The organism is Rhodococcus sp. NPDC079359 (genome assembly GCF_040702585.1).
GTDB lineage: Bacteria > Actinomycetota > Actinomycetes > Mycobacteriales > Mycobacteriaceae > Rhodococcoides.
In genome coordinates, this window is record NZ_JBFBLH010000002.1 from 13461 (window position 1) to 33495 (window position 20035).

Genomic DNA, 20035 nt, shown 5'->3' on the forward strand with positions numbered 1-20035 from the left:
TCGCAGGTGCGGGGTTCTTTCGGCTCGGTGGAGGCTTCTAGTTCGGGACGGGCACCGAGGTGGCGGGATCGGGGACCGTCGAATACTGCGGCGGGAACATCCCTTCCGGTACCGGAATGCCCTGCGATTCGAGGAACGCTCCGAGATCGCTCACCTGCGTGACCGTGCCGGGCTCCGGCAGCAGGCGGGGTTCGGGTGCGGTCTCCGGGGCGGGGGCTTCCGGTGTCGCCGTCTGCGGTGCGTTCTTCTTCTCGCGTTCGGTGCGCGCAAGGTCGGTGATCCAAGCGACCATCTTCTCGCTCTCCCACTCGTACCCGTCGTTGGGATCGTTGTACCAGTACGACAGGTGCTGCAGGAAGCCGAGCGCCAGGTAGGGCCCGAGCACGACATCGGCGATGCCCTTGTTGTTCTCCTCGAACCCGGTGGCCTCGGCGCGGAGCTTGGCTTCCACGGTCTCGGCACCGGGCCCCATCGCCCAGTTGAGATCGACGAGGAGCTGCTCCGGTGTCAGTGCGTCCACCGCCTGCTGATCGGCGACGGTGTAATCCACATCCGCCACCCTCACCAAGACCTGCAGCAGAGTCTCGTCGGAGGTGAACCATGATTTGTCGGTGGCGATATCGACGATCGCGCGCGAAGCAATGGTCGTCACTGCGCGCGCGAAGTCGGACACGGTCTGTACCGGGTTGAGGACGGTCAGCCGCATCTGCGAGATGACCTCGAGGGCGAGCTGTAGAAGTTCGATGTCGTCCGGAGCGTCGCACGCCAGATCCCACGGTCGGCACGACCAGGTGACCTTGTCGGTCAGTGTTCCGTAATCCCGCGGCGACTGGTCCATGAAGCCACCGAGCGATTCACCCGGCTCGTCACCGAAATTCGGCACACCGGCCGGGCGGTAGGGCGAACCGACCATGATCACGCCTGCGATGTCGTCGCCGTTGACCAGGGCACTCGCGTCACGCGCGCCGATCTCGGTGGACAAACGATCGAGTACCTCGCCGCCGACGCTGTATCCGAGGAGTACGAACTTGGTTCGGTCTCCACACTTGACCTTGTACTCGTCCATCAGACGATTGGTCGTTGCGACACCTTCCACGATCGACTCGTGGTAGGTCGGCACGTCGTCCAGAACGTCGAAGCCGTACGTCGAGGCGTACGGGACGTAGAGCCAGCCGACGGTACCCGGGCTGTCGGCATTCGCCTCACCGACCGGGACCGTCACATTCCCGACCCAGTTCGACGCGACAGTGGACGCCTGCTCGGCCAGAGGATTGCGGTCCGACGCCGAGTCGGTGGCACCGGACACCGCCAACACCAGCACATCGGGGCAGTCCTGCGCGTAGTTGTTGGGGTCGATGTTCGGACCCTGCGACGACCCGAAGTCGGACGATCCGGCGTCGGCGGAACCGGAGTCGGATGATCCCGACTCTGCCGAGCCCGACTCTGCCGATCCCGAGTCCGGAGCGGCGAATGCGGCTGCGGGAGCGGCAAGCGCCAACGCCAGGGTCACCACCGCCGACCTCATCAACAACGGACCGAACGACGATGTCAGAGCCCGTTTACGACGCAGCATTGTTGCGGAGACCTCCCCAGCCTTCGTGACAGAACACAGTGAACAACATCGGAAACTCACCCTCGAGCGCCCGACGCCCCCCGAAGAAGGTACCTGCTCGACAGGATTTCTCCACAGCTATGAGTGATCCAGCGCACTCGAGGCCCCGAATTCGGTTAGATGTCACCAAGGACACAGGCGGTATTCGGGCCGCTGTCCTCGACGACGATCGCTGCGGGTTAAACTCGCACTCGTGGTCATCTTCTTCGAGCTACTTCTCGTTCTTGCGGCAGTAGCCATCATCGCGTTCTCGCTCTACGTCGTCTACCGACTGGTCAACGACGAGTCGTGACAGAACCGGTTGCGGGGCAACCCGGCAGTGCTGACGAGGGGCTCGGCACCCCCGTCACCAGTGGCGACGAAGCAATAGCGGCTGCCGAACAGAAGTTCGCCGACGCGTCGACGCGGAACGTTCCGGTCCTGCCGGACATCCCGCACCCCGACGACACGGCCAATCTTCGCCTCGGCCCCGATCTGCACCCGTCGATGCTCGCTCTGCTGCCGCTCGTCGGCGTGTGGCGTGGCGAGGGCGAGGGCCACGACCCCGAGTCGGGTACCGACTATCCCTTCGGTCAGCAGATCGTCGTCACTCACGACGGCGGTAGCTACCTGAGCTGGGAATCGCGTTCGTGGCGACTCGACTCCGACGGCAACTTCGCACATCCCGACCTCCGCGAAACCGGATTCTGGCGGATGAGCGGAGGCCACGGGCTCAAGGGTTCCGACGACGAAGAGCTCGTCGAACTGCTGCTGACCCACAGCACCGGAGTCGTCGAACTGTATTACGGCCACGCCCTGACCAAGTCGTCCTGGGAACTGGCCACCGACGTCGTCATCCGTAGCACCTCGGGTGCGTTGGTCGGCGGGGCCAAGCGGCTCTACGGCATCGTCGAAGGCGGCGACCTCGCATACGTCGAGGAACGCGTCGTCGCCGACGGCCCACTGGCACCGCGGTTGTCCGCGCGCCTGTCTCGCTACATCGGCTGAGACACAACCACTTCGGTACCCACAGCGAACGGCCCCCGAGCCGTACCTGCTTTCAGGTCCCGACCGGACAGGTCGGGGGCTCGGGGGCCGGGTAGCTGCCTGGGATTCGCTAGCCGCTCGCGCGGTCTTCGCAGTGAATCCGTCAGCGATTGCGGCTAGCTGACAGCCACCTCACGCGTCCTAGAGTTCATCAACTTCAGACCACCTCCTCTCTCGTGTACTCCCAACGTACGCCGGAGATTCCGAGTCGGCAAAGGGTTTTTTCTTTGGGTCCGCACCCAGGTCGATCACCTGGTCGGCGTCGGTGTTCTCCGGCAGTTGATGAGTGACGACCACCACGATTCGATCGGCTCCGAACAAGCCGTCGTCGGTGGTGAGCAACTCTCGCAGTATCTGTTCGCCGGAGATTCGGTCGAGATGCTCGGTCGGCTCGTCCAGCAGCACGATCGGGGCCGTACTGAGCACAGCGCGAGCCAACAGCAGTCTGCGCCGTTCTCCGCCCGAGACGGCCTGCGCACCGCCGACCAGGGTGGTGTGGACCCCGAGAGGCTGCGCGTCGAGCCATGGGCCCAGGCCCACGCGTCGCAGCGCATCCGATGCCTGTGCTTCGTCGACATCGCCGCGCACCACACGCAGGTTCTCCAGAATCGAGGTGTCGAACAGATGCGCGTCCTCGGCGAACAGCGCTGCGTCCGAACCGCATTCCTCGGCGAACTCCCGCAGCATCGTGGACTTGCCCGATCCGCTGGGCCCGATGAGTGCGCTCCGCGCATGTGCACGGAAGTTCGTAGCAGGGGTCGAGTTTCTACTCACATGCGGCGGAGCCGCATCGAGCATCGCCATGACTCGAGTGGCCGCGATTCGTCCACGCATCAGGGCGATTGCCGCCCCGGGGAGTGCCGCGGTCGCCTCGAAGGCAGCGAGCGGAACCAGCACGATGATCGCCAGAGCCATCGGAGTCATGCCACCTGCGGTGCCTCCGGTCGGTCCGTACAGCCCGATGCCGACGAGAAAGGACCCGATCACCGATGCACCGATCGACAACGGAACGGCGGCATCGGCCAGCGCCGACGGTCGCGCCGCCCGGTCGCGGGCAGTGACCGAATCCTGCGCTGCGCCGCGGGCTTCGGCGAGCGTCGCGTCGAGGCACCCGGCGACCCGCAGTTCCGCGGCGTGGTCGAGTGCTCGGACGGCGGTCTCGGCGAACCGCGCGTCGGCGTCGGCTCCGGCCTCCTCGGCGATCCGTGCCGACCGCGCCGCCAGAATCGGTGCACCCACCCCGGCGATCAACAACGACACCGCCAGGATCGACGCGGCAGCAGGCGCGATACCGGCGAGCAGTCCCACGGCTACGAGCATCATCACGACGCTCACGCAGATGGGGACGATCGCGCGTATGACAACGTCGCCGAGCACATCGACGTCCGCCCCGGTACGGGCCAGTACGTCACCGCGACGCAGAGCGAGCGCGCCGTGTCCGTTCGCCAGCTGCTCGTAGATCCTCGTGCGCGCTGCCGTCGTACCGCGCAGGGCCGCGTCGTGCGTGGTCAATCGTTCGAGGTAGCGGAACACACCGCGCGAGATGCCCAGCGCCCGAACGGCTACCACTGCGACGGTCAGGTCCATCACCGGAGGCATCTGCCAGGCTCGGGTGATCAACCATGCCGACAGTGCGGCGAGAGCCAGTGCGCTGCCGAGTGTTGCCACGCCGGCCGCCACAGCCAGTGCCACCCTGCGCGGGGAGAGCTCGAACAGTGCCAGTGCGCGTCGTAGGTCAGACATGATCGAACTCCGGTACCACCGGCGAACTGCTTCGCACCTCGACGACGCGATCGGCGGCGTGCAGCACCGCGCGCCGGTGACCGACCATCACCACGGTGACGCCTCGGTCGGCTGCATCTCGAATGGCCTGCAGCACAGTCTGTTCACTCGCCGCGTCCAGGTGCGCCGTCGGCTCGTCCAGTACCATCACCGTCGCGTCGGAGACGAAGGTTCGGGTCAGGGCCAGGCGTTGCAGTTCGCCGAGGGACAGACCCACTCCGCCCTGCCCGACGCGAGTGTTCCAGCCGTTCGGGTGCTCTCGTAGTACGGCGTCGAATCCCGAAGCGCGGCAGGCTGCGTCCAGTGCATCGGCGTCGGGCACACCGTGGAGGGTGACGTTCTCGTAGAGCGTGCCGGGAAGCAGCACCGGACGCTGCGGGAGCCAGGCGACCTGAGCCCACCACCGGTCGAGGTCGAGATCGACCACGGGCACGCCACCGACGAGTACCGCACCGCTGGTGGGCGACGTGAGCCCCAGAACGGCCTGCAGCGCAGTCGATTTACCCGAGCCGTTGGGGCCGGTCACTACCGTGATGGTGCCCGCTCGGCACAGCGCACTCAGTCCGGCCGGAGCGTCGCCGTCCCGGCTCGCGACGGTGAGTCCGACAAGTTCGATGTCCGCGGTCGTCGCGTTCACGGTCCGGCCACGGGTCGGCTGTGTCGTACGCCGGTCCAGGACCCGGAAGGCTCGCTCCGCGGCCTCGACGCCGTCCTCTGCTGCGTGGAACTGGGTCCCCACGGCGCGCAGCGGGAAGTACACCTCGGGGGCGAGAATCAACGCGATGATGCCCGCTTCGAGCGTCATCTCCCCGAAGACCAAGCGCAAGCCGATGCCGACGGCCACCAGCGCGACACACAGGGTCGCGAGCAACTCCAGCACCATCGACGAGAGGAAGGCAACCTTCAACGCGCGCATCGTGGTTCGTCGATGGGCATCGCCCAACGCACGGATGCGAGCGGCCGGGCCGTGTTCGCGGCGCAGCGCGCGCAAGGTCGGCAGACCGGCCAGTAGATCGAGCAACTGCGCAGACAACCGGGTCATCGTCGTGAGCGTCGCCGCGGCTCGGCCCTTGGTCAGCAACCCGATCAGAATCATGAAGATCGGGATGAGCGGCAGGGTCACAGCGATGACCACAGCCGAGGTCACGTCCTGAGTGACGATGACGACCAGAACGAGCGGAGTGACGATGACCGCGGACACCAGCGCCGGCAGGTATCCGGTCAGGTACGCGCGCAGACCCCCGATGGCTCGGGTGACGACGACGGTCAACTCTTCCCGTTCGCGGTCGAGCTCTCGGGGCTCGAAATGTGTTGAAGCCGTGAGTACCTCGACTTCGACTTCGGCCACCACACGTGACGCCGACCGGTGCGCATAGCGGGACTGGGCTCCGGTGGCGAGCACACGGACGGCCATTGCGCCCGCCAGCACGGCGAGTTCCGTCGTCCAGGCGGACAACGACCGTGCCGTCGGGTCGGTGATGACCCCGGCCAGTACGCGGCCGATCGCAAGCGCGCCGACGATGATGCACAGGGTGACGACGGTCGACAGAGCGACAGTGACGATCAGGTAGCCCCGCGCCGATCGGGAGTACTTCCACAGTCGGGGATCGACGGGCCCCTTCGCCCGTCCCCGCGGCACAGCGGGGGCGGTCACGATTTCACCGTCAGTCCGATCGAGTCCGGGATCTGGGCACTCGAAATGCGCTGGCGGAAGACCCAGTACGTCCAGGCCTGGTATCCGAGGACGACAGGGGCGGCGAAGGCTGCGGCCCACGTCATGACCTTCAACGTGTACGGGCTCGACGACGCGTTCGCGATGGTGAGATCGAACGCGGCATCCGTACTGGACGGCATGACATTGGGGAACAGCGAGGCGAACAACAGCACCACGACGGCAACGATGGCAACGCTGGTGAAGACGAATGCCCAGCCTTCGCGCACTTTCGCCGTCAGCGCGACGACCAGAAGCAGTGCGACGGCGGCCACCGCGACGAGTAGCCACGTCCACGTCTTGCCGTGCGCGAGTTGGGTCCACAGGGCGAAGGTGCCGCCGACGAGAACTGCCGGAACCGACAGGCGCGCCGCAATTTTCACGGAATCCTCGTGCACGTCCCCGGAAGTCTTGAGCGCGATGAACACCGCGCCGTGCAGGGCGAACACCAACGCCATGGTGGCACCGCCGAGCAGAGCGTAGGGGTTGAGCAAATCGAAGAAGCCTGCGGTGACCTTCTTGTTCTCGTCGATCGCGACGCCGCGGACGATGTTGGCGAACGCGACGCCCCACAGCACCGCCGGAACCCACGAGCCGATGCCGATCCCGATGTCGCAGCGTCGACGCCACACCGGGTCGTCGATCTTGCCGCGCCATTCGATGGCGCAGATACGCAGGATCAGCGCCACCAGGATGAGCAGCAGCGGCAGGTAGAAGCCCGAGAACAACGTGGCGTACCACTCCGGGAAGGCCGCGAACAGTGCGCCACCTGCGGTGATGAGCCACACCTCGTTGCCGTCCCAGACCGGGCCGATCGTGTTCAGTACCGCACGCCTGCGCTTCTCCCCCGTGGCGGCGTCGGGATGCCTGCCCAGGATCGGCATGAGCATGCCGACGCCGAAGTCGAAACCTTCGAGCACGAAGTAGCCGACGAAGAAGAAGGCGATGACGAAGAACCAGAATTCGGGCAGTGACATGGTTTTCCCCTAGTACGCGAACGAGAGCTGTTTGGGCTCTTCGTCTTCCGATTCCGGTGGATCGACGTGCGGATGCGCGTCGTGGTCGAGAGGCCCTTCGATGACGTAGCGACGAAGAAGGAAGAACCAGACACCACCGAGGGCGGCGTACAGCAGTGTGAACGTCACCAGCGAGGCGAGAACGAGGCCGACGGGATGGTCGGACACGCCCTGGTCCACGGTCAGCCGTATCTGATCGACTCCCGAGAGGTTCGGCGCCACAACCCATGGCTGACGGCCCATTTCGGTGAAGATCCAGCCCGCACTGTTGGCGAGGAACGGCGTCGGAATCGCCAGCAGCGACAACCACGAGAACCACTTCTGGTCGGGAATCCGGCCACCCCGGGTGACCCACAGACCCGCGATGGCGAGCAGGGCCGAGCCGGCGGCCAGTCCGATCATCATTCGGAACGCCCAGTAGGTGACGAACAGGTTCGGCTTGTAGTTTCCGGGGCCGAACTGCTGCTCGTACTGCTCCTGCAGTTGGTTGACGCCCTGCACGGTGGCACCGAAGTCGTTCTCCGCCAGGAACGAGGTGAGTCCGGGAATCGCGATGAGGTGAACCACGGATTCGCAGTTGTTGTGGGTGCCCACGGTCAGGAGCGAGAAGCTGGCCCCGGTCTCGGTGTCGCACAACGATTCTGCGGATGCCATCTTCATGGGCTGCTGCTCGAACATGAGCTTGCCCTGAATGTCTCCGGTGATGGCGAGCGCACCGCCGGCAACGATCATGACGATGAAGGACATTCGTGCTGCGGATCTGAACATCGAACGCGAGTCCGTGGCCGGGAGCGGAGCCTGCGTAGCGACCCCAGTGGCTGGGAGCGGAGCCTGCAGAGTGGTGACCCCAGCGGCTGGGAGCGGAGCCTGCGGTGCGAGTCCGTTTTCGGACAGCGGAGTGAGCTCAGCCTGCTTCCTGCGAGCCTCACGCACCATCCACCAACCGGAGATGCCGGCGACGAAGGTCGCGGCGGTGAGGAATGCTCCTGCGACGGCGTGCGGAAAGGCCGCCAGCGCAGTGTTGTTGGTGAGCAGTGCCCAGATGTCCGTGAGTTCGGCGCGGCCGGTCTCTTCGTTGTAGATCGCGCCGACGGGATGCTGCATCCATGAGTTGGCTGCGATGATGAAGAAGGCGGAGGCGTTGACGCCGATGGCGACGAGCCAAATGGTCGCCAGGTGAACGAGTTTCGGGAGTCGGCTCCAGCCGAATATCCACAGGCCGAGGAACGTGGACTCGAGGAAGAACGCGACCAATCCCTCGAGCGCGAGGGGTGCACCGAACACGTCACCGACGAACCGTGAGTATTCGCTCCAGTTCATGCCGAATTGGAATTCCTGGACGATTCCGGTCGCGACGCCGAGGGCGAAGTTGATGAGGAACAGTTTGCCGAAGAACTTGGTCAGCCGATACCAGGAGTCCTTCCCGGTGATCACCCACATGGTCTGCATGGCGGCCACCATCGGCGCGAGGCCGATCGTGAGAGGTACGAGAATGAAGTGGTAAACGGTGGTGATACCGAACTGCCACCGCGAGACATCCAACGCGTCCATCGATACTCCGAACTCTCACACCCGAGCTGTGACGGGCAACACCGCAGGTCAGGGCGTTGGCCCGCGACAAACTCGAATGTACTACTACGGTTAGTAGTAGGGAAGAGTCTTTCGGCAGGGTCGTTGGACTCCTATCGAGTTTCGACCGCCTCCACGGCCGTATCGACCATCGTCGAAACGTCACCGGCACGCCTCCGAGTGCCCAGAGGAACGCCGTTCATCGCCGTGACCCGAGCCGCGAGGGTGACGCTCGAGACAAGCCAAACACCATCTGCGGCAATGAGATCCGCGGGATGCAGGTGCCCGTGTTCGCACGTCCAACCAGCGGACTCGGCCACGGCGAACAACCCGGCGACCGTGGTTCCGGCCAGGATGCCCTGTTCGACGGACGGTGTGACGAGAGTCTTACCGCGCGCGAGCACCACCGTCGAGCGCGGACCTTCGAGCACCCGCCCCTCGCTGCTGAGGTAGATCACGTCGTCGACACCCTGCGTTGCGGCATGTCGCAGCGCGGCCATGTTGGTCGCATACGACAACGTCTTGGCCCCCGCGAGCTGCCACGGCGCTCCCGACGAGAAGTCCACCGAGTAGCCGCGATCGAGCGTGATCACCGACACCCCGTCGGTGCGCGCTGCCCGCACTCGCTCGGGCAGCGGCCCCACCGTCACGTATGCGGTGGGGTCACCACCGCCCTCGCGTCCGCGGCTGAGGACCACGCGAAGAACCGCCTCGTCCTCCGACTCCTGCGCCCACAGACCCACGGACTGTTCGACGACGGCGCGCCACTGTTCGAGATCGGGGACGGGTAGGTCCAGCGCCTTCGCCGACGCCACCAGCCGGGCCAGATGCAACTCGACCGCACAGGCCGCGCCGCCGCGCACGAGCAGCGTCTCGAAGACCCCGTCGCCGCGCACCGCGGCCAGGTCGTCGGCGAACAGCAACGGCCGATTCGCGTCGTGCACTCGGCCGTCCAACGTCACCACTACCGACTCCGACATGCCCGCCACCCTAGAGGGGAGCGGACGCGTTCGATCAATCCGCTCGGTCGGCCGTTGCCAGCGCGTCGGCGTACTCGTCGAGGTCGAGATCCTCGGCGACGACGACCTTGGTGCCGTTGTAAACCTCGCGGTCGATCTCGTCGTCGGCGTTGGCGACGAGCATCGCGACGAATGTGTCTCCGTTCACGTTGAGGAAGGTACGGAAGATCCCGGCGAACCAGTCAACGGCGATCAGCAGGCCGACGGCTTCGAAGGGAAGGTCGAGCGAGGTCGCGAGGAACATCGCGACGACGGGGAATCCGCCGGGCACGGTGATGGTGCCCATGTTCAGCAGGACCGCCAGGCCCATGCCCAGCACGATCTGCCCGAGGCTCAGGTCGATGTTGCCTGCCTGCGCGAGGAACATCACCACGATCATGTAGTTGAGCACGGCGCCGTAGGAGCCCATCGTCAACCCGATCGACAGCGTGAAGTTGGCGACCTTCTGACTGACGCCGACCTTCTCGACGGTGTTGCGCAGCACCGTCGGGAACGTGACGGCCGAGCTGGTCGTCGTCACTGCAACGGCAGTCTGTTCGGTGAGCTTGCTGGGCAGCTTCCACGGGTTCAATCGGGTCCGCATCGTCACGACCACGACGAAGAGTGCGAACAGAATCAACACCCCGAGCAGCGTCGTACCGAGGTAGCTCAGCGCGGTGGACACCACGGAGAATCCGACGTCTCCGGCGAGCGCGGCGAGCAGGCAGAACACACCGACCGGGGCGATGACCATGACGAGCCGGATCATCGTCAGGACGATCTGCTGGATCTGGTCCATGAACGAGAGCACCTGGGTGTTGCCGGTCTTGGTGATGTGACTGCGCAGCGCGATACCGAAGAGCAGCGAGAAGACGATGATGGGCACCATCGTCGCCGTTGACATAGCGTCGAACACGTTGGTGCTGACGAAGTTCAGCAGTGTGTCCTGCCAGCCGAGCGCCTCGCTCGCCGACTCCTCGAGCGCCGGATCGAGCTGCTGGGTGAACACCATGCCCGCGCCCGGCCGAATGATGGTGCTCAGCACCCAGGCCAGCACAGCAGCGACGACCGAGAACCCGATCATCCATTTGAAGGTGCGAAACGCGATCTTGCCGGTTCCCGCCCCCGCCATCGACCCGGTGGCCACGATGACAGAAGCCATCACCAGCGGGACGATCGACATCTGGATCAGTCGGATGAACAGATCACCGATGAACTTCAGGTTCGCGGCCCACTCGCCGACCACCAACCCGAACACGATGCCGCCGATCGCGGCGAGGCCGATCTGCGCGGCCGGATGCGCCAGTTTCTTCATGGATCGACACGCTAGGTCCGTGTCGTCGCGTTGCCGTGTCGTCGCCGTTTCGAGGGTGTAAAGGGACCGGTCACCGAGTTGCTGCGCCGACGGGCTCCTACTATGGGGGATGTGTCCGACACAGTCACGATCAGCCCGAGTCCACTTCTGACACTCCCCGGCGCAGTGCCCTCCCCCGACGACAGCGTCGATGCCGGGGTGGCCTGGCATTACGGCAATCCGTTCGGCGAGCAACGCGACGCGGTCAGCGGCGCTGCCGTCATCGACCGTTCCCACCGTTTCGTGCTGGCCATCAGCGGAGACGAACGCCTGAGTTGGTTGAACACGATCTCGAGCCAACTCGTCTCCAACCTGCCCGACGGCAGCTCGGCCGAGAATCTGAGCCTGGACGTCAACGGCCGCATCGAGCATCACTTCGTCCAGACCGACCTGGCCGGCGTCACGTACATCGACACCGAGCGCTCGGCCGGACCGGATCTGCTGTCGTTCCTGAAGAAGATGGTGTTCTGGGCCAAGGCCGAACCCCGTGAGGCCGACGAACTCGCCGTTCTCACCGTCCTCGGATCCGACGCGGCGTCGGCGCTCGAGAAGGCCGGCCTGCCGGCTCCGAGCGAGGTCTACGGTGCGTCGCCGATCGACGGCGGCGGTTTCGTGCGGCGGATGCCCTGGCCGGGCGAGAATTCCTACGACGTGGTGATCCCCCGCGCGAGCCTGAGCGAGTGGTTCCTCCGACTGCGCGACGCCGGGGCCGCCCCGGCCGGAACCTGGGCGTTCGACGCGTTGCGGGTGGAATCGTTGCGTCCGCGCGTGGGCGTGGACACCGACGAGAAGACCATTCCGCACGAGGTTCGCTGGATCGGTAGCGCAGCCGAGTTCGGCGCGGTGCATCTGGAGAAGGGCTGCTACCGCGGGCAGGAGACTGTCTCGCGCGTGCACAATCTCGGTCGACCGCCTCGGCACCTGGTGCTGCTGCATCTCGACGGTTCCGCGGACGGCCGGCCCGGCACGGGCGATCCGGTGACCGCAGGCGGACGCTCGGTGGGCCGTCTGGGCACCGTCATCGATCACTTCGAGCTGGGGCCGATCGCGTTGGCTCTTCTCAAACGGACGATTCCGGTCGACACTGCCCTCGAAGCAGGGCCGTGTGCCGCGTCGATCGATCCGGATTCGATCCCGTCGTACGACGACGTCCAGGCCGGCCGCGCTGCGGTCGACCGCCTGCGCGGCCGGTGACCGGGAGGGTCCTCGCGGTCTGCGTCGTGCACGCCGATGTTCCGTTCAGACGCCGAGCGGTGGTCGACAGTGGTATCGACAAGCGGCCCGTCGACGGGCAGGTGGACGTGCACGAGCTCGGCATCGGCGGTGATCACTGTCGGGACACGAAATTCCACGGCGGACTCGATCAGGCCGTGTACGCCTACGACGAGGTCGAGGCGCAGCACTGGGCCGACGAGCTGGGGGTGCCGGTTCCACCGGGTCTATTCGGGGAGAACCTCCGCACCGAGGGTGTACCGGTGACCGACGCGGTGATCGGGTCGCGGTGGCGCATCGGCACGGTGACGTTGGAGGTGACGATCGCCCGCAAGCCCTGCGCGACGTTCGCACGGTGGATGGACCAGCCGAGATGGATCCGTCGCTTCGCGGACCGAGGCGATGTGGGTGCGTACTTTCGAGTTCTCGAACCCGGGGTCTTCGGCGGCGGTGACACGGTGACCGTGGAGTCGGTACCGCAACACGGGGTGACGGTTCGCGACCTGTTCCGAGGAACCGACGCGACCGCGATGTCCACTTTGCTCGATCAGCCCGATTTGGCACCGAAGGTCTACCGCGATGCGGCCGCGGCATTGAAATCGTTGCGGAACTGACCCCTGAGTGCGTCGCTCCCCATGACGCGCAGCACGTAGTTCTCGTGTCGCAACATGAAGATAGTTTGCCTGTGCACGGATTTCTGCAGGTACAGGCTGCGTCGACCCTTTTCCCGGGCGTGTCGCGCCCGTTCGCCCGGCACCGACACGTGGTGCCGTCTGCGCATCGCGGCGATTCGCGCGCTAGAGTGTGTCCCAGGAAGAAATACCAACTCTAACGGGGCCGCCAAATTTCCCCAGGCCGCCCCGAAAGTCCGCGAGGGGGCACCGCCATGGGCCGAGGCAGGGCTAAGGCAAAGCAGACAAAGGTCGCTCGTGAGCTCAAGTACAGCTCGCCTATTACGGACTTGGAGAGACTGCAGCAAGAGCTCTCCGGTGGTTCGTCGAACTCGCATCGTGGCGGCGTCGACTCGGACGCGCCTTCCCGAGTCGAAGAAGACGAGTACGAGGACTGGCGACGCTAGTACTGAGCACTGAACGACTGAGGGGGAGCCGCGGTGCGGCTCCCCCTCACTTGTTTGCCCGTCCTCGGGCGATCAGAACCTCGGGTGGTTACCCAGCAGCAGCGCACGCTCGTCGGCGACGTCCTTACCGGTCGCCTTCTTCACCGTGCCCAACGTCCAGCAGTCGATGTGGCGTGCGGTCAGCACGGCGAGTGCTCGATCGACGTCCTCGGGTGCCACGATGGCGACCATGCCGACACCCATGTTGAACGTCTGCTCCATCTCGGCCCGCTCGACGCGTCCGCGCTGAGCGATCAGCGAGAAGATCGGGGCAGGGCTCCACGTGGTTCGGTCGAGTTCGGCGACCAGGCCCTCGGGCATCACCCGTGAGAGGTTGTTCGCCAATCCGCCGCCGGTGACGTGGCAGAACGTGCGCACGTCGGTTTCGGCCGCGAGCGCGAGGCAGTCCTTGGCGTAGATCTTGGTCGGTTCGAGCAGCTCCTCGCCGAGGGTGCGGCCGAACTCCTCGACGTGTCCGCCGAGATCCATGTGGTTGATCTCCAGCAGCACCTTGCGCGCGAGGGAGTAGCCGTTGGAGTGCAGACCCGACGATCCCATGCCGATGACGACGTCACCGGGACGCACCCGCTCGGGTCCGAGGATCGAATCCGCCTCGACGACGCCGATGCCGGTGGCCGAGAGGTCGTAATCGCCGTCGGCCATCAGTCCCGGATGCTCGGCCGTCTCGCCGCCGAGCAGTGCGCAGCCGGCGATGATGCAGCCTTCTGCGATGCCCTTGACCAGTTCGGCGACCTGCTCGGGAACCACTCGGCCCACGGCGATGTAGTCCTGCAGGAACAGTGGCTCGGCACCGCAGACGACGAGGTCGTCGACGACCATTGCGACCAGGTCGAGGCCCAGGGTGTCGTGCTTGCCGAGCGCCTGCGCCACGGCCACCTTGGTGCCGACGCCGTCGGTCGAGGCGGCCAGGACGGGCTCGCGGTAGTCGCCCTTGAGCGCGAAGAGGCCGGCGAAACCGCCGAGACCGCCCATGACCTCGGGCCTGCTGGCCTTCTTGGCGAGCGGCGCGAACAGTTGCACTGCTCGATCTCCTGCGGCGATGTCGACCCCGGCCGCCGCGTAGGAGGCACCGCCCGAGTGAGTTGCGCTCGTGGGTTGGGATTCCTCGGTCATTCGGCTCCAGCCTGTGTACTCGATCATGTCAGCGCCCGTGACGGCACAGATAGCGCCCTAACGGTACCGGAGTGCCCGGTGGCGAGAAGAATTCACGTGTGCAGGCGCTTACCCGGGATCGCCGCCAACAGCTTCTTGGTGTACTCCGCCTCCGGCGATCGCAGGATCTTCCACGGTGTCCCCTCTTCCACGATTGCCCCGTTGCGCAGTACCACCACGCGGTGCGCAACGCGGTCGACCACCGCGAGGTCGTGACTGATGAACAGGCAGGCGAAGCCGAATTCCTGCTGCAGTGCCTCGAACAGATCGAGCACGGCTGCCTGCACCGACACGTCCAGAGCGCTGGTCGGCTCGTCCGCGACCACCAGATCAGGTCCCAGCACCAGAGCCCGCGCCAGGCTGACGCGTTGCCGCTGCCCACCGGAGAGCTCGTGGGGGTAGCGCTTGTCGGTGCCCGACGGCAGTTGCACGGCGTCGAGCAGCTCGGTCGTCCTCGCCGAGATCGCGTCCTTGGAGCCGTACTTGTGCACGATCATCGGTTCGGCGATGCATTGCCCGACGGTCAGTCGGGGGTTCAGTGATGCGGACGGGTCCTGGAAGACGAAGCCGAATCGCTTGCGTAGCGGCTTGAGCTTGCGTTCGCTCACGCCTGCGATGTTCTGCCCCATCACCGTCACGCTGCCGCTGGTCGGCTTCTGCAGTGCTGCAACACATCTGCCGATCGTGGACTTGCCCGAGCCGGATTCGCCCACCAGCCCGAGGGTTTCGCCGCGGTGGATGGTGAGCGAGACGTCGTCGACCGCCCGGAACGCAGGTGAGCCGACGCCGCCGGAGAACTGCACCACCAAACGCGAGACGTCGAGTACCGGTTCGCCGGAGGTGTCGACCGTCTTGTCGGACTCCACGGCGGCGAGTGTGGGCACCGCGGCCAGCAGCTTCTTGGTGTAGTCGTCGGCGGGTGCGTCGAAGAGTTGTGCCACCGGAGCTTCCTCGACGACGCGGCCGTTCTGCATGACGACGACGCGGTCGGCCAGGTCGGACACGACGCCCATGCTGTGGGTGATGAGCACGATCGCGCAGCCGAGCCGATCCTTGAGATCACGGAGCAGGTCCAGGATTTCGGCCTGCACCGTGACGTCGAGGGCGGTGGTCGGCTCGTCGGCGATGATGACCTTCGCCTCGCACGAGATGGCGATCGCGATCATGACGCGTTGTTTCTGGCCACCCGACAGCTCGTGCGGGTAGTACGAGAAGCGCTGCTCGGGGTTGGGCAGACCCACCATCGTCAACAGCTCGACGGCCCGAATCTTGGCATCCTTTGACGACATTCGCTTGCCGTCGTCGCGCGTGTGCGCCCGCAACGCCTCGACGATTTGATAGCCGATGGTGAACAGCGGATCGAGGGCGCTGCCCGGTTCCTGGAACACCATCGAAATCTTGTTGCCGCGCAACTGCGCCCACGCCTTGTTGCTCAGCGTCGTCACGTCCTGGCCACCGAGTACCACGTGTCCCTCGACGCGGGCGGTGTCGGGGAGCAGGCCGATGGCGGATCGGACGCTGACGGACTTGCCCGATCCGGACTCCCCCACCACCGCCAGTACTTCGCCGGGGAACACCTCGAACGAGACCTCGGTGACGGCATCGACTTCGCCGGCGTCGGTGAGGAACGTGACGGACAACGACTTCACCGACAATGCGGACTCGCGTGGAGTTGCAACACTCGATGTCATACCTTCACCGCCTTCTTGAACTTCTTGCGGGTGCGCAGCAGCGGATTGAGTGTCTCACTTGCGCTTTCGCCCACCATGGTCAGGCCGAGCACCACCAACACGATGCCCAGGCCGGGGAACACCGACGTCCACCAGATGCCGTTGGAGATATCGGGCAGCGCCTTGTTGATGTCGTATCCCCACTCCGAGGCGGAGGTGGGCTCGATGCCGAATCCGAGGAATCCGAGTCCGGCGAGGGTCAGGATGGCCTCGGCACCGTTGAGGGTGATGATGACCGGCAGCGTCTGCACCACGTTGGCGAGAATGTGGCGGAACAGGATTCGCGGAGTACCAGCACCGGTGACCCGGGCGGCGTCGACGTACGGTTCGGTCTTGACCGCCACCGTGGCGTTGCGCACGACGCGAAAGTACTGCGGGACGAAGATGGCCGTGATGGCGATGGCCGCGGACGCGATGCCACCGAAGCTCGACGACTGGCCGCCTGCGACGACGATCGAGATGACCACCGCGAGAAGCAGCGACGGGAATGCGTACATCGCGTCCATGAACAGCACGAGCACGCGGTCGAACCAACGGCCGATGTAACCCGAGGCGAGGCCGAGCGGAACACCGATGATGAGCGAGAGAATCAACGACGACGCGATCACCATCAATGCCGTTCGGGCACCGTAGATCACGCGCGAGAACACGTCCTCACCGCGAACCGAGGTGCCGAACCAGTGCTGCGCGGACGGGGCTGCTTGCCGGGCGAAATCCTGCCCGGCGTCGCTGGTCTGCGAGAACCCGTACGGCGCGAGAAGCGGGGCGAACACTGCGGCGATCACGAACGCCACCATCAGGGCCAACCCGACGATCAAGGTGACACGTTGCAACCCCGACGTGGACTTGACGAATGCGACGCCGGGAAATCCTCGACGGTGCGGACGGGTGGGAGGGACGTCGGACAGCACGACTTCGGTGCTCATCAGAACCTCACTCTCGGGTCGATGAGTGCGACGATCGCGTCGGTGACGAAGCTGACGACGGCGACCACGACGGCCAGGAACGTCACGATGCCCTGCACCGCAACGAAATCGCGTTGCTGGAGGTACCGGGCGAGTTCGTAGCCCAGGCCCTGCCACTCGAACGTCGTCTCGGTCAGTACCGCACCGCCGAGGAGCACGGCGATCTGCAGGCCGATGACGGTGACGATGGGAATCATGGCGTTGCGGAACGCATGCCGCCGCGTCACCGTCCCCTCGCTCAACCCGCGAGCGCGCGCGGCGTCGACGAACGGTGCCTGCAACGTCTGAATCAGGTTGACGCGCACCAGCCTCAGGAACACTCCGGCCGTCAACAGACCCAGGGCGAGTGCGGGAAGCACGGCATGCTCGAGCACGTCCACGATGTAGCTCGGCTCGCCGTACAGGAACGAATCGACGATCAGAATGTTGGTCTTGGGCGAGACGTTCTGCAGTGCCAGTTCCACATTGGTGCTGGCACGACCGGCCACCGGGAGCCAGCCGAGCTTGACTGCGAACAGCAGTTTGAGCAGCATACCGACGAAAAACACCGGAGCCGCGTACGCCAGGATCGCGAAGATCCGCAGCGAGGCGTCACCGAATCGGTCCCGATGGGTGGCGGCGAAGAACCCGAGCGGGATGCCGACCGCGAAGGCGACCAGCAGTGCCCAGAACGCCAATTCCAGTGTGGCAGCGCCGTTGACGAGCAGGACGTCGCTGATCGCGCGGTTGTCGGTGGCGGAGCGGCCGAAATCGCCGCGCAACAGTCCGGTCAGGTACTCCCAGTACTGCGTCAGAATGGGTCGGTCGTAGCCGGCCTCGGCCTTGCGCTGGGCGATCTGTTCGGCAGGTAGGCGACCACCGAGGGCCGCGGTGATCGGATCACCGATCACCCGCATCAGAAAGAACACGACGGTGACGAGAATCCAGGCAGTCGGAATGATCAGCAGAAATCTGACCCCGAGATAACGGGCGAGCGCGCCGTACCGTGACGGCGCGCTCACCTGCTGTGCTTGCTTCTCGCCCTCTACCGTCGTGCTGTCGGTAGTGGGCACGCCGGTCAGCCCCTGGCGAGAGTGACGAATCGGAACTTGAACGAGGCGTCGAGAGTCTCGTCCACGCCGCTGATCTCGTCGGTGGCGACGGCGATCTGCTTGCCCTCCAACAACGGAAGCGTCGGCAGGTAGTTCGTCGCGAGCTCGGTCTGAATCTGACCGATGATCTGCATCCGAGCATTCTCGTCGGCGGTCGTGCGCTCGAGATCGAGCAGTGACGTGATGGCCGGGCTCTCGAAGTGCGACTGCAGGAAGTTGTCCGGCCCGAAGAACGGCGTCAGGTAGTTGTCCGCATCGGGGTAGTCCGGGAACCAGCCCAGCTGGTACACCGGGTAGGCGTCGGCGACGCGTTCCTTGGTGTACGTGCTCCACTCGGTGGACTGCAGGTTCACGTTGAACAGGCCCGTCGCGTCGAGCTGGCTCTTGATCGCGGCGTATTCCTCGCTCGAGCTCGAACCGTAGTGGTCCGGGTTGTACTGCAGGTTGAGCTGCACCGGGGTGGCAACGCCTGCGGCAGAGAGGAATCCGGCTGCTTCGTCGCGGTTCGGGGTGGTGCCGTAGACGTCGCCGTACGCGGTGTTCGCACCGGCCAGACCGGTGGGGACTACCGAGTACAGCGGGGTGTAGGTGCCCTTGTAGACGCCGTCGGACAGCGCCTGGCGATCCACCGAGGCCGCAATTGCCTTGCGCACGGCCAGCTTCTGATCAGGGTTGTCACCGGGCATCGTGTTCATGTTGAAGACCATGTAGCGCGATTCGCCGCCGGGTCCCTCGTGCACCGTCAGACCGTCGACGCTGCCGAGCGATTCGACGTCCGTCGGGGTCAGCGATCGCCACGCGACGTCGATGGCCTTGTTCTGCACGTCGAGCTTGAGGTTGTCGGAGCTGGTGTAGTACTTCGCGTTGATCGACGAGGTCTTCGGAGTTCCGAGGATGCCCTTGTAGTCGCCGTTCGCGGTGAAGCTGACGAGGGAGTTCTTGGCGTAGCTCGAGATGGAGTACGGGCCTGCGAACGGGGTGCCCGCCACGATGGCGTCGTCGTCGAGAATCGAATCTGCCGGAAACACGGTCTGGTCGACGATCGGGCCCGCCGGTGTCGCCAGAATCTGCGGGAACGTCTGATCGTTCGCGGCCTTCAGCGTGAACTCGACGGTCTTCTCGTCCGGAGTCGCGATGCTGTCGAGGTTCGTCAGCAGCGACGCGGGTCCGTTGGGATCGTTGATGGCGACGATGCGATCGAAGGAGAACTTCACGCTCTCGCTCGTCAGCGGGTTGCCGTTCGCGAACGTCAGATCGTCCTTCAGCGTGCACGTGTACACGGTCGGCTCGGTGAAATCGCAGCTCTCGGCGACATCGGGCTCAAGCTCGGAGCTACCGGGCGCAAAATTCATCAGGAAGGGATACGTCTGGTTCATCACCATGAACGAGCCGTTGTCGTACGAGCCCGCCGGGTCGAGTGACGTCACCTGGTCGGTGGTACCGACGGTGATGGTGTCGCCACTGCCCTCACCGGAGCCACCGGCTTCGTCGGTGCGGCCCGAGCCGCAGGCTGCCGCAGTCAATGCGAGTACCGACAGTGCTGCCACTGCAGCAACTTTCTTGCCGTGCTTGCGTCCCGCTGTGCTGGGTGCAGCGGTCTTCGATGCCGCGCTGTAGCGCTGCATGCGTCCGTCGTCGGGCGACAGGGTCATCTGAAAGCCTCTATCCAATCGGTGTGT

General features: G+C 65.4%; 16 protein-coding genes. 4 read left to right on the forward strand and 12 right to left on the reverse strand.

The window, feature by feature from the left end; all coding sequences use genetic code 11:
• Positions 1–37 precede the first annotated feature (37 nt).
• The gene (locus AB0362_RS04745; RefSeq protein ID WP_366234998.1) at positions 38–1573 is read right to left on the reverse strand and encodes a cutinase family protein; all 1536 of its coding nucleotides are present in this window, start codon (positions 1571–1573) and stop codon (positions 38–40) included.
• Positions 1574–1978: 405 nt separating this feature from the next.
• Between AB0362_RS04745 and AB0362_RS04750 the strand changes: the two genes are divergently transcribed.
• A complete protein-coding gene (locus tag AB0362_RS04750) occupies positions 1979–2599 on the forward strand; it encodes an FABP family protein (protein WP_149405585.1) in 621 nt (206 codons plus the stop codon).
• Between the two features lie 180 nt (positions 2600–2779).
• Here the strand turns inward: AB0362_RS04750 and AB0362_RS04755 are convergent, their stop codons facing one another.
• The 6 genes from AB0362_RS04755 to AB0362_RS04780 form a co-directional block, all read right to left on the reverse strand.
• The gene (locus AB0362_RS04755) at positions 2780–4381 is read right to left on the reverse strand and encodes an ATP-binding cassette domain-containing protein (RefSeq protein ID WP_366234999.1); all 1602 of its coding nucleotides are present in this window, start codon (positions 4379–4381) and stop codon (positions 2780–2782) included.
• Positions 4374–6074 (reverse strand): thiol reductant ABC exporter subunit CydD, encoded by a 1701-nt coding sequence (gene cydD, locus AB0362_RS04760; protein ID WP_366235000.1) that lies wholly within the window; start codon positions 6072–6074, stop codon positions 4374–4376. Before cydD ends, AB0362_RS04755 begins: the two co-directional genes overlap by 8 nt.
• Complete coding sequence (gene cydB, locus AB0362_RS04765) at positions 6071–7108, reverse strand: cytochrome d ubiquinol oxidase subunit II (protein WP_300524390.1); 1038 nt, start codon at positions 7106–7108, stop codon at positions 6071–6073. The genes cydD and cydB overlap by 4 nt, the downstream gene beginning before the upstream one ends.
• A 9-nt stretch (positions 7109–7117) precedes the next feature.
• Complete coding sequence (locus AB0362_RS04770; protein WP_317810629.1) at positions 7118–8698, reverse strand: cytochrome ubiquinol oxidase subunit I; 1581 nt, start codon at positions 8696–8698, stop codon at positions 7118–7120.
• Between the two features lie 131 nt (positions 8699–8829).
• A complete protein-coding gene (locus AB0362_RS04775; protein ID WP_317810627.1) occupies positions 8830–9696 on the reverse strand; it encodes an aminodeoxychorismate lyase in 867 nt (288 codons plus the stop codon).
• 34 nt (positions 9697–9730) lie between these two features.
• The gene (locus tag AB0362_RS04780) at positions 9731–11029 is read right to left on the reverse strand and encodes a dicarboxylate/amino acid:cation symporter (RefSeq protein ID WP_068049893.1); all 1299 of its coding nucleotides are present in this window, start codon (positions 11027–11029) and stop codon (positions 9731–9733) included.
• 111 nt (positions 11030–11140) lie between these two features.
• Between AB0362_RS04780 and AB0362_RS04785 the strand changes: the two genes are divergently transcribed.
• From AB0362_RS04785 to AB0362_RS04795, 3 genes are all read left to right on the forward strand, one after another.
• Entirely contained in the window at positions 11141–12262 is a 1122-nt protein-coding gene (locus tag AB0362_RS04785) for a folate-binding protein YgfZ (RefSeq protein ID WP_366235001.1), read from the forward strand.
• Entirely contained in the window at positions 12259–12894 is a 636-nt protein-coding gene (locus AB0362_RS04790) for an MOSC domain-containing protein (protein ID WP_366235002.1), read from the forward strand. Before AB0362_RS04785 ends, AB0362_RS04790 begins: the two co-directional genes overlap by 4 nt.
• A gap of 272 nt (positions 12895–13166) precedes the next feature.
• Complete coding sequence (locus tag AB0362_RS04795; protein WP_082898823.1) at positions 13167–13358, forward strand: DUF3073 domain-containing protein; 192 nt, start codon at positions 13167–13169, stop codon at positions 13356–13358.
• Between the two features lie 72 nt (positions 13359–13430).
• On the opposite strand, the gene purM is transcribed toward AB0362_RS04795, so the two are convergent.
• The 5 genes from purM to AB0362_RS04820 all read right to left on the reverse strand — a co-directional run bounded on the left by purM (position 13431) and on the right by AB0362_RS04820 (position 20008).
• Positions 13431–14531, reverse strand: coding sequence for a phosphoribosylformylglycinamidine cyclo-ligase (gene purM, locus AB0362_RS04800; protein WP_032376541.1), 1101 nt, complete (start codon positions 14529–14531; stop codon positions 13431–13433).
• Positions 14532–14623: 92 nt separating this feature from the next.
• On the reverse strand, positions 14624–16261 hold the full coding sequence (locus tag AB0362_RS04805; RefSeq protein WP_366235003.1) for an ABC transporter ATP-binding protein: 1638 nt from the start codon (positions 16259–16261) through the stop codon (positions 14624–14626).
• Positions 16258–17226, reverse strand: a complete 969-nt coding sequence (locus AB0362_RS04810) for an ABC transporter permease (RefSeq protein WP_094639295.1) — start codon at positions 17224–17226, stop codon at positions 16258–16260. The genes AB0362_RS04805 and AB0362_RS04810 overlap by 4 nt, the downstream gene beginning before the upstream one ends.
• Positions 17226–18266 (reverse strand): ABC transporter permease, encoded by a 1041-nt coding sequence (locus AB0362_RS04815; protein WP_176460326.1) that lies wholly within the window; start codon positions 18264–18266, stop codon positions 17226–17228. The genes AB0362_RS04810 and AB0362_RS04815 overlap by 1 nt, the downstream gene beginning before the upstream one ends.
• Before the next feature lie 56 nt (positions 18267–18322).
• Entirely contained in the window at positions 18323–20008 is a 1686-nt protein-coding gene (locus AB0362_RS04820; RefSeq protein WP_366235004.1) for an ABC transporter substrate-binding protein, read from the reverse strand.
• Positions 20009–20035 lie beyond the last annotated feature (27 nt).

Coding starts and splice junctions, on each gene's coding strand:
- AB0362_RS04805 (WP_366235003.1), bottom strand. CDS start 16,261: ATGACATCGAGTGTTGCAACTCCACGCGAGTCCGCATTGTCGGTGAAG.
- AB0362_RS04810 (WP_094639295.1), bottom strand. CDS start 17,226: ATGAGCACCGAAGTCGTGCTGTCCGACGTCCCTCCCACCCGTCCGCAC.
- AB0362_RS04770 (WP_317810629.1), bottom strand. CDS start 8,698: ATGGACGCGTTGGATGTCTCGCGGTGGCAGTTCGGTATCACCACCGTT.
- AB0362_RS04780 (WP_068049893.1), bottom strand. CDS start 11,029: ATGAAGAAACTGGCGCATCCGGCCGCGCAGATCGGCCTCGCCGCGATC.
- AB0362_RS04775 (WP_317810627.1), bottom strand. CDS start 9,696: ATGTCGGAGTCGGTAGTGGTGACGTTGGACGGCCGAGTGCACGACGCG.
- purM (WP_032376541.1), bottom strand. CDS start 14,531: ATGACCGAGGAATCCCAACCCACGAGCGCAACTCACTCGGGCGGTGCC.
- AB0362_RS04795 (WP_082898823.1), top strand. CDS start 13,167: ATGGGCCGAGGCAGGGCTAAGGCAAAGCAGACAAAGGTCGCTCGTGAG.
- AB0362_RS04820 (WP_366235004.1), bottom strand. CDS start 20,008: ATGACCCTGTCGCCCGACGACGGACGCATGCAGCGCTACAGCGCGGCA.
- cydB (WP_300524390.1), bottom strand. CDS start 7,108: ATGTCACTGCCCGAATTCTGGTTCTTCGTCATCGCCTTCTTCTTCGTC.
- AB0362_RS04755 (WP_366234999.1), bottom strand. CDS start 4,381: ATGTCTGACCTACGACGCGCACTGGCACTGTTCGAGCTCTCCCCGCGC.
- AB0362_RS04745 (WP_366234998.1), bottom strand. CDS start 1,573: ATGCTGCGTCGTAAACGGGCTCTGACATCGTCGTTCGGTCCGTTGTTG.